The sequence below is a fragment of the Aliivibrio sp. S10_S31 genome (assembly GCF_014694495.1).
GTDB classification, from domain to species: domain Bacteria; phylum Pseudomonadota; class Gammaproteobacteria; order Enterobacterales; family Vibrionaceae; genus Aliivibrio; species Aliivibrio fischeri.
Genome location: NZ_JAAUWR010000055.1, coordinates 1 through 2,015 on the forward strand (window position 1 = coordinate 1; position 2,015 = coordinate 2,015).

Annotated in this window: 2 protein-coding genes; both read left to right on the plus strand. The window is 37.1% G+C overall.

Annotation, left to right across the window (positions count from 1 at the left end):
• Positions 1 to 232 precede the first annotated feature (232 nt).
• The gene (locus HC728_RS20195) at positions 233 to 1,372 is read left to right on the plus strand and encodes a type VI secretion system PAAR protein (protein WP_238933835.1); all 1,140 of its coding nucleotides are present in this window, start codon (positions 233 to 235) and stop codon (positions 1,370 to 1,372) included.
• Positions 1,359 to 1,781 carry a hypothetical protein gene (locus tag HC728_RS19455; protein ID WP_190395959.1) on the plus strand — a complete coding sequence of 141 codons (423 nt, stop codon included), beginning with the start codon at positions 1,359 to 1,361 and terminating at the stop codon, positions 1,779 to 1,781. Before HC728_RS20195 ends, HC728_RS19455 begins: the two co-directional genes overlap by 14 nt.
• The last annotated feature ends 234 nt before the right edge of the window (positions 1,782 to 2,015 follow it).

Below are 2,015 nucleotides of genomic sequence, written 5' to 3' on the forward strand. Positions count from 1 at the left end.
GTCCGCACAACAATCGCATCAACACGATTTATTACACTCGGCATTCTGGGTTTGCCTTGGGTTTTGTGATTAGGGTGGTTAATTCAGGTTGGTAGGCATGGTAATAAACGTGTTATGCAAGCGTTATATGCTTATCAAAAACGTGAAGAAAGCCGAAGTTATCTCTTATTTATTAGCTCGTGTAGACAATAGTCATATACTAGCATCAGTATAATAAATAAAGGATTATGTTATGTCTAAAGGCGTTAAAGTTGGTGATATAGGTACGGCTCATGATGGTTTCCCAGAAACCCCAATTTTATCTGGTTCACCAGATGTAAAATTTGATGGGCAACCAGCGGCGAGGGTTGGTGACCCTCTGCTTCCACATAGTAAGCCCAAACATCCTCCGCATCCTAGGACAATATCATCAGGCTCTTCAACTGTATTTATTAATGGTAAACCGGCAGCTATTACAGGTGGTGAAATTAGTTGTGGAGGGGTAACTATTGGAAGTGGGACAGTCAATATCGGTGACAAATATCAACCACCTACAAGTAGTCCACTTTCAAAATTAGAATCAGGTGAAAGCAAGAAAATAACCACAGCACGCACTAATAGCGCTAATTCGCAAACATCACAACCAATAAGAATACCAAGTGATTCGGGGTATTGGCCTGCATATAATCCATTAGCTGAAGACGATGATAAATATCTGAATGTTGAATATGTAGAACCAATTAAGAGTTTTGCATTGATGTCGCCAGAAGAAGCGCATGAATTTTTACAAAACCTATATGCTGATATGGGAGGAAAAGAAACTATTGGTGATGTGAAGACTTATCGTGGTTTAGGTAGTGGCGTCTACGATGCTTACAAAACAGCCTCTGGGCTAGGTGGACTAGGAGTCGTTGCTTATACGAAAAATATTAACGGTAAGGATTGGGTTATTATTAAAAACTTCCGTCGTTATGAGCAAACCTTGATGAAAGGTAATAAATGGGGGGCTAATAATCCAAGGGTTATTAAAGTTGGTCTAGGATTAAATGATTTAAAGGGAGCGGCTAGATTTGTTCGTTTTAATGTTGGTCTAGAGATCATTGTCTCTGTAGGAATTAATACCGCGGATTACATTTTGCGAGATGAGACTACGCTAGCTGAGTTTGTAGGTAACTCTGCTGGTGATATTGTTAAAGGTATGGCGACTTTAGCGGGGGCTGCTTTAATCACTGCAACTTTTGTTCCTGCAACTGCTAGTTTACTTGTTGTTGGCATTGTATTTACAGTGAGTTCCTTTATCGTGGGGAAACAATTAGATCATGTCGACGAAAAAAATGGTTATTCAGAAGACTTTACCATTGCTGTTCAGGACTATTTTAATGACAACTTTTAAGCTTATTATCAGTATATTTGGATTTATATATTTGTCATCGATTGCGGGGGAATATTATGCGTTAATGCAGGTTGGGTCTGAAGAGTATGTTGTAATTGATGGTGCTTTAAATGTTTGGGCTACTTATTCAGGGTGCTTTATTTTAACTTATTTAATTTATTATTACTTCATGTCTTTAAAAGATAAAGAACCATCACCTAAGCAACTAAATTATGCAGTTTTAATCATTGCAGTGATAATTTCTCCGTTACTTACTTTGTCAACCTATACAATAATACATAATAATTTAAATGATTATGTAAAGTGTAACTCTTTGAATAAATGGTCAAGTCGCTATTCAAGCAGTACATATGCAATTTCTAAAGAAGTATGTATGACTTTAGTTACGGATAGAAAAAATAAATTGTAAATCGCATATAACAAATGCATCAACACGATTTACTACACTCGGCAATCTCAGTTTGCCGAGTGTTTCTCGTTTTAAGGCGTCAATATTAAGTATAATTGCACAGTAGTAAACGTGTTATGCAGGCGTTGTGCGTACTGAGTCCGAAATTTTTTGCACGGTTCATCAATAGAAGCGAGACTTTTGTAAACGCTATTTAGTCATCGAAACTCATTTTCTTTGTTGCCTTTTAGCGTT

Bases quoted from the DNA above. Each gene is read 5' to 3' on its own strand.
- HC728_RS20195 (WP_238933835.1), top strand. From the start codon at position 233: ATGTCTAAAGGCGTTAAAGTTGGTGATATAGGTACGGCTCATGATGGT.
- HC728_RS19455 (WP_190395959.1), top strand. From the start codon at position 1,359: ATGACAACTTTTAAGCTTATTATCAGTATATTTGGATTTATATATTTG.